Origin of the sequence: Mycobacterium sp. 1081908.1 (assembly GCF_001673535.1) — a bacterium.
Classification (GTDB): domain Bacteria; phylum Actinomycetota; class Actinomycetes; order Mycobacteriales; family Mycobacteriaceae; genus Mycobacterium.
The window spans coordinates 89,309-95,850 of record NZ_LZLY01000085.1 but is presented as its reverse complement, the minus strand read 5'-3'; the positions used below and the strand labels follow the sequence as shown (position 1 = coordinate 95,850).

At 69.9% G+C, this 6,542-nt stretch carries 7 protein-coding genes; 3 read left to right on the top strand and 4 right to left on the bottom strand.

Going from position 1 to position 6,542, the window contains the following annotated elements:
- The coding region (locus A5655_RS12225) for a molybdopterin cofactor-binding domain-containing protein (RefSeq protein WP_156764832.1) at window positions 1-357 on the bottom strand (357 nt) is incomplete at its 3' end.
- Entirely contained in the window at window positions 350-823 is a 474-nt protein-coding gene (locus tag A5655_RS12220) for a (2Fe-2S)-binding protein (protein ID WP_067010241.1), read from the bottom strand. The genes A5655_RS12220 and A5655_RS12225, both read right to left, overlap by 8 nt.
- A 46-nt stretch (window positions 824-869) precedes the next feature.
- On the opposite strand from A5655_RS12220, the gene A5655_RS12215 reads away from it, so the two are divergent.
- The gene (locus A5655_RS12215; protein WP_067010214.1) at window positions 870-1,991 is read left to right on the top strand and encodes a glycoside hydrolase family 76 protein; all 1,122 of its coding nucleotides are present in this window, start codon (window positions 870-872) and stop codon (window positions 1,989-1,991) included.
- Complete coding sequence (locus tag A5655_RS12210; RefSeq protein WP_067010211.1) at window positions 1,988-3,937, top strand: acetoacetate--CoA ligase; 1,950 nt, start codon at window positions 1,988-1,990, stop codon at window positions 3,935-3,937. Before A5655_RS12215 ends, A5655_RS12210 begins: the two co-directional genes overlap by 4 nt.
- Here the strand turns inward: A5655_RS12210 and A5655_RS12205 are convergent.
- The gene (locus A5655_RS12205) at window positions 3,896-4,600 is read right to left on the bottom strand and encodes a DedA family protein (RefSeq protein WP_067010208.1); all 705 of its coding nucleotides are present in this window, start codon (window positions 4,598-4,600) and stop codon (window positions 3,896-3,898) included. The two genes, A5655_RS12210 and A5655_RS12205, sit on opposite strands and share 42 nt — an antisense overlap.
- Window positions 4,601-4,658: 58 nt before the next feature.
- On the opposite strand from A5655_RS12205, the gene fbaA reads away from it, so the two are divergent.
- Window positions 4,659-5,690: a class II fructose-bisphosphate aldolase gene (fbaA, locus tag A5655_RS12200; RefSeq protein WP_067010205.1), complete on the top strand. Its 1,032-nt coding sequence runs from the start codon at window positions 4,659-4,661 to the stop codon at window positions 5,688-5,690.
- Window positions 5,691-5,765: 75 nt separating this feature from the next.
- Here the strand turns inward: fbaA and A5655_RS12195 are convergent, their stop codons facing one another.
- Entirely contained in the window at window positions 5,766-6,539 is a 774-nt protein-coding gene (locus A5655_RS12195; RefSeq protein ID WP_067010203.1) for a hypothetical protein, read from the bottom strand.
- Between the last annotated feature and the right edge of the window lie 3 nt (window positions 6,540-6,542).

The following is a 6,542-nucleotide window of genomic DNA, read 5'->3' as shown; positions in this document are numbered from 1 at the left end:
CTCGCCGTCGGCCACGTCCAACTCGTCGGGCACCACGGCCAGCTTGGCCGCCGCGACGTCGACGTAGATCGCCCGGGCCTCGGCGCAGGCCTGGCGCAGCGCCGCGCCCGACTGCTGGATCGAGCGGCTGCCCGCGGTGAAGCCCTCGTCGGGGCTGCGATCGGTCGCCGCGGCCGTCATCCGCACCCGGGCGATGTCGACGTCGAGTTCCTCGGCGGCGATCTGCGCCAACGCCGTCAACACGCCCTGACCGAGCTCGACCTTGCCGGAGCGCACCTCCACGACGCCGTCCGACCCGATCCGAACCCATTCGCCCAGAACGGGATTAGCCGACAGTGACTCCGGCAGCTCAGGCATCCGCGGACCCCCGCATCTCGGCCGCCGCGCTCAGCACCGCCGCCACCACCCGGTTGTGCGAGCCGCACCGACACAGGTTGGGGTCCAGCGCAGCGCGCACCTCGGGCTCCGTCGGGTCGGGGTTGTCGGCCAGCAGCGCCGCGGCCGCGACCACGATGCCCGACATGCAATACCCGCACTGCGCCGCCTGCCGCGCGATCAACGCGCGCGAAACCGGGTGCGGCCCGCCGTCGTCGCCGAGCCCTTCGACCGTGCGGATGGATCGGTCGCCCACCGACCACAGCGGGGTGTCGCACGAGTAGATGGGGCGGTCGTCGGCCAGGACAAAGCACGCGCCGCACAACCCCACCCCGCAACCGAACCGCGTCCCCTTCAAGCCCAGGTCGTTGCGCAGCACGTACAGCAGCGGCGTGTCGTCCTCGGCGTCGACCTCGTGGCGCCGCCCGTTGACCGTCAGTCTTCGCATGGACTCCAGCATCCTCCGCCGGGGCGCTAGGGCAGGATCGACAGGTATGGATCAGCTATGGGCCAACCGGGCGGCCAGCTCCGAAGCCGCTGTCGCGCAACGCCACCTGAAGCGGTTGTGGGCGCTGCCGGCGACGCAGCTGGGGGTGGTGGCCTGGCCGGCGGCCCGGCGCGACCGGCTGTTCGGCACCTGGCACTACTGGTGGCAGGCGCACCTGCTGGATTGCCTCATCGACGCGCAGCTGCGCGACCCGCAACCGCACCGGCGCACGATGATCAACCGGCAGGTCCGCTCGCACCGGCTGCGCAACAACTTCCGCTGGACCAACAGCTATTACGACGACATGGCGTGGCTGGCGCTGGCGCTGGAACGCGCCGCTCGGATCGCCGGCGTCGAGCGCCATCGCGCGCTGCCCAAGCTGGCCGCCCAGTTCGTCGGGGCGTGGGCGCCCGAGCACGGCGGTGGCATCCCGTGGCGCAAGCAGGACAAGTTCTTCAACGCCCCGGCCAACGGCCCGGCGGGCATGTTCCTCGCCCGCTACGGCGACCACCTGCAAAGGGCCGACCAGATGGGCGACTGGATCGACCGCACCCTGATCGACCCCGAGACGCACCTGGTGTTCGACGGCATCAAGGACGGCTCGCTGGTGCGCGCCCAGTACACCTACTGCCAGGGCGTCGTGCTGGGACTTGAGACCGAGCTCGCCGCGCGCACCGGCGCGGAGGCCAGGGCCCGGCACCAGGCGCGGGTGCATCGGCTGGTCGCGGCGGTCGGCGAACACATGGCGCCCTCGGGCGTGCTGCAGGGCGCCGGCGGCGGCGACGGCGGCCTGTTCGCCGGCATCACCGCCCGATACCTCGCGCTGGTCGCCACCACCCTGCCCGGCGACTCGGCGGACGACGCCGTGGCCCGCGACGCCGCGCGCACCATCGTGCTGTCGTCGGCGAAATCGGCCTGGGACTGCCGGCAAACCGTGGACGGGCTGCCGCTGTTCGGCGCGTTCTGGGACCGCGACGCCGAGCTGCCCGAGGCGGGTGGCGAAGAGGCGCAATTCGTCGAGGGCGCGGTCAACGCTTCGGAGATCGCCGAGCGGGATCTGTCGGTTCAGCTATCGGGCTGGATGCTGATGGAGGCCGCATGTAACGTCACCGCCGTGAGCGAGAGATGAGCAAACTCAACGGCGATTGGATCCCGGACGAGGCGACGCTTGCCGACGCCAACCTGACCCGCTTCATGGCCTGGCTCGCCGAGACCGGTCGCGGCGAGTACGGCGACTACCACGAGCTCCTGCGCAACTCGGTCGACGACATCGAATGGTTCTGGGAAGCCGTCTGGCATTTCTTCGACATCCAGGCCGACAGCCCCCCGAGCGCGGTGCTGGGCGACCGTTCCATGCCGGGCGCCGAGTGGTTTCCGGGCGCCACGATCAACTACGCCACCGAGGTGTTCCGGCACGCCACCGACGCGCGCCCGGCCCTGATCGCCGTCGGCGAGGACGGCTCGACCGAGTGGCCGTGGGCCCGGCTGCAGCGTGAGACGGCGGCGTTCGCGGCCTACCTGCGCGGCCTCGACGTGCAGCCCGGCGACGCCGTCGTCGGCTACCTGCCCAACGTCGCCGAGGCCGTCGTCGCCGCCCTGGCCGCGGCCAGCGTCGGCGCGATCTGGGCGGTGTGCAACCAGGACGTCGCCGTCGAAGGCGTCATCGCCCGGCTGGGTCAGGTGCAGCCGGCCGTGCTGGTGGCGACCGACGGGTCGGTGTACGGCGGCAAGCGCATCGATCGGCGCGCGGAGCTGGCCACGATCCGGCAGGCGATGCCGACGCTGAAGGCCACCGTCGTGGTGCCCCGGCTCGGCCTCGACGCCGGCGACACCGTGCCGTGGTCCACGGCGGTGGCGGAGGACGCCCCCCTGGAGATCACGCCGGTTCCGTTCGCCCACCCGCTGTGGGTGATGTTCTCGTCGGGAACGACGGGCAAGCCGAAGGGCATCGTGCACGGCCACGGCGGCGTGGTGCTGGAGCACCTGAAATACCTGAGCCTGCAACTGGATCTGCACCCGGACGACCGCTTCCTGTGGTACTCGTCGACCAGCTGGATGATGTGGAACTTCCTGGTGTCCGGTCTGCTGGTTGACACGACGATCGTGCTCTACGACGGCAGCCCAACGCATTTGACCACCGATGGCCTCTGGCGGGTCGCCGCCGAGGCCGGTGTCACGGTGCTCGGCGCCGGCGCGGGCTACCTATTGGCTTGCGCCAAACAGGAATTGAAGCCGGGCGAGGTGTATCCGCTGGACGCGGTGCGCGCGGTCGGATCCACCGGTTCCCCGCTGCCGGCGTCGGGATTCCGCTGGGTGCAGGAGGGGCTCGGCCGGGCCGTCCCGGTGATCTCGATGAGCGGCGGCACCGACGTCTGCACCGCCTTCATCGGTGGTTGCCCGATCGTGCCGGTAAAGGCCGGCGAGTTGTCGTCGCTGTGCCTGGGCGCGGCCATCGAGGCGTGGAAGGGCCTGGGCCACCCCGTGATCGGGGAGGAGGGCGAGCTGGTGGTGACCAAGCCGATGCCGTCCATGCCGGTGTTCTTCTGGAACGACGACGACGGCAGCCGCTACCGCGCCGCCTACTTCGACAAGTACCCCGGCGTGTGGTGCCACGGCGACTGGATCACCATCACCGAGCGGGGATCCGTTGTGGTGCACGGCCGTTCGGACGCGACCCTGAACCGGATGGGGGTGCGGATGGGCAGCGCCGAGATCTACACGGCGGTCGAGCGGATGCCCGAGGTGCAAGATTGCCTCGTCGTCGGCGTCGAGCAGGACGACGGCGGCTACTGGATGCCGTTGTTCGTGGCCCTGGCCGACGGCGTCGAGCTCGACGAGGCGCTGCGGTCGAGGATCGCCGCGGAGATCCGCCAGCACGCCTCGCCGCGCCACGTGCCCGACGACATCCTGGACGTGCCCGGCATTCCGCGGACGCTGACCGGCAAGCGGCTGGAGATCCCGATCAAGCGGATCCTGCTGGGGGCCGCGCCGGACCAGGCCGTGCAGCAGAGTTCGATCGACAGGCCGGACCTGCTAGGCGCTTTCGTTGCTTACCGCAGAAGTCGGGTGTCCTGAGTCGGGCTCCTCGCCGGCCGCGCGGCGGCGCCCCCGATACGCGCGCCATGCGGCGATGAACGCCGGGATCAGCGACACGAACAGGATGCCCAGGATGATCTTTTCCAGGTTCTGGTGCACGAACGGCACCGTGCCCAGGAAGTAGCCCGCCAGCGTCACACCGCCGCCCCACAGGACGCCGCCGACGATGTCGAACCCGAGGAACACCGGGTAGCGCATGTACGACACCCCGGCCACCGGCGGGACGAACGTGCGCACGAACGGCGCGAACCGGGCCAGGATGATCGCCCAGGGCCCGTACTTCTCGAAGAACGCGTGCGACTCGGTCACGTAGTGCTTCTTGAAGAACCGGGAATCTTCCTTCTTGAACAGCGCCGGGCCGATCCGCCGCCCGATGAAATACCCGCACTGATCGCCCGCGATCGCGACCAGCGCGACGGCCGGGGCCAGCACCCAGATGCTCGCGGGCGGGTTGGGGTGCGCGGTCAGCAGCCCGCCGGTGAACAACAGCGATTCGCCCGGCAGCAGCGGAAACAGCAGCCCGGTCTCGATGAAGACGATGACCAGGATCCCGGGCAGCACCGCCTTCCCGAAGACGCCGCCCGAGCCCAGCCAGTACATCGGGTCGAGGATGTTCGGCAGGGCCGTCACCACGGTGCTCACGATGCTTCAACATACCGGTCTTGCGATACTTGACGGACCCAGCCGCCAGGAGGAGCCCATGCCCATCGCCACGCCCGAGGTCTACGCCGAGATGCTGGGACGCGCCAAGGAGAACGCGTACGCCTTCCCGGCCATCAACTGCACCTCGTCGGAAACGGTCAACGCCGCGCTCAAGGGCTTCGCCGACGCCGGCAGCGACGGCATCATCCAGTTCTCCACGGGCGGTGCGGAGTTCGCCTCCGGCCTCGGGGTCAAGGACATGGTGGCCGGCGCCGTCGCGCTGGCCGAATTCACCCGCAGCATCGCGGCCAGATACCCGATCAACGTCGCGCTGCACACCGACCACTGCCCCAAGGACAAGCTGGACAGCTACGTGCGGCCGCTGCTGGCGATCTCCGCCGAGCGGGTGGCGGCCGGCGAGGACCCGCTGTTCCAGTCGCACATGTGGGACGGCTCGGCGGTGCCGGTCGAGGAGAATCTCGCCATCGCACAGGAGCTGCTCAAGGAGGCCGCGGCCGCCAAGATCATCCTCGAGGTCGAGATCGGCGTGGTGGGCGGCGAGGAGGACGGCGTCGCCCACGAGATCAACGACAAGCTCTACTCGACGCCCGATGACTTCGAGCGGACGGTCGACGCGCTGGGCCACGGCGAGCACGGCAAGTACCTGCTGGCCGCGACGTTCGGCAACGTGCACGGCGTGTACAAACCCGGCAACGTCAAGCTGCGCCCCGACGTGCTGGCGCTGGGCCAGCAGGTCGCGGCGGCCAAACTGGGCCTGGCCGCCGACGCCAAGCCGTTCGACTTCGTCTTCCACGGCGGTTCGGGCTCGCTGAAGTCGGAGATCGAGGAGGCGCTGCGCTACGGCGTGGTGAAGATGAACGTCGACACCGACACCCAGTACGCGTTCACCCGCCCGATCGCGGGTCACATGTTCGCCAACTACGACGGCGTGCTCAAGGTCGACGGCGAGGTCGGCGTCAAGAAGGTCTACGACCCGCGCAGCTACCTCAAGAAGGCCGAGGCCGGCATGAGCGAGCGGGTCGTGGAGGCCTGCAACGACCTGCACTGCGCCGGCAAGTCGCTGGGCTGAGGCTGATTCTTCGCGAACGTGCGGCTGGCCGCACACTCGGCACCGAACGTGCGGCTGGCCGCACACTCGGCACGGCTAGCCGCTGGGGGACTGGCAGATCTTCCACCGGTCGTCGCGGTACTGCAGGTCGAGGCTGCGCGTCGAACGCAGCGACGGGTCGTACGCCATGAACGTGGTGATGTTCGCCTCGGCGTGCTGGCCGTTGACGACGACCTGGTCGACGCTGGCGATCACCGGATACTGCTTGGCCGCCGAGACCCGCTGATAGGTTTCCTGCCACGCGCGTTCGTCGTAGTCCACGTACCCGTCGCGGACGGTCCCGCACGTGACGGTGCGCAGCGCGGTCAGGTCGCCTCGCTGCACCGCGATGTCGTACTGCTGGATGGTGTGCCGAACCTGGTCTTCCTCAGACACTTTCGCGTGTTTGCCGCGGGTCAGCAGCACGGTGCCCAGGATCGCGATCGCCGCCAGCGCCAGCACGATCACCACCAGCGCCAGCACCCAGCCCCAGTTGAACTGCCGCGTGGTGCGCAGCTTCGCCCCCAATCTGGGCGGAATCGACTGCGGCACAGCGGCTTTCGGAGGCACGCCCATCTGCGCCGTCGCGCCTCCGGCCGGCGGCGGCGACGCGAAGACCTCGGTGGCCGGCTCCGGGGAGGTCGCGATGACCTGGGTCTCCTTCGCGTCGAAGCCGGGTGCGGTGAAACGACGCTCCCGCTGCTGGCCGTCCGCGGCCTCGGCATCGCTGTCCTGATCGCCCTTGTTGATCACCACGGTCTCGGTCTCGGGGTCGACGGGCACCAGCGGCTGGTCCTCGGCTGCCCCTTCGGGTTCGGGTGGATTGGGCATAGA

Bases quoted from the DNA above. Each gene is read 5' to 3' on its own strand.
- A5655_RS12220 (WP_067010241.1), bottom strand. From the start codon at position 823: ATGCGAAGACTGACGGTCAACGGGCGGCGCCACGAGGTCGACGCCGAG.
- A5655_RS12215 (WP_067010214.1), top strand. From the start codon at position 870: ATGGATCAGCTATGGGCCAACCGGGCGGCCAGCTCCGAAGCCGCTGTC.
- A5655_RS12210 (WP_067010211.1), top strand. From the start codon at position 1,988: ATGAGCAAACTCAACGGCGATTGGATCCCGGACGAGGCGACGCTTGCC.
- fbaA (WP_067010205.1), top strand. From the start codon at position 4,659: ATGCCCATCGCCACGCCCGAGGTCTACGCCGAGATGCTGGGACGCGCC.
- A5655_RS12195 (WP_067010203.1), bottom strand. From the start codon at position 6,539: ATGCCCAATCCACCCGAACCCGAAGGGGCAGCCGAGGACCAGCCGCTG.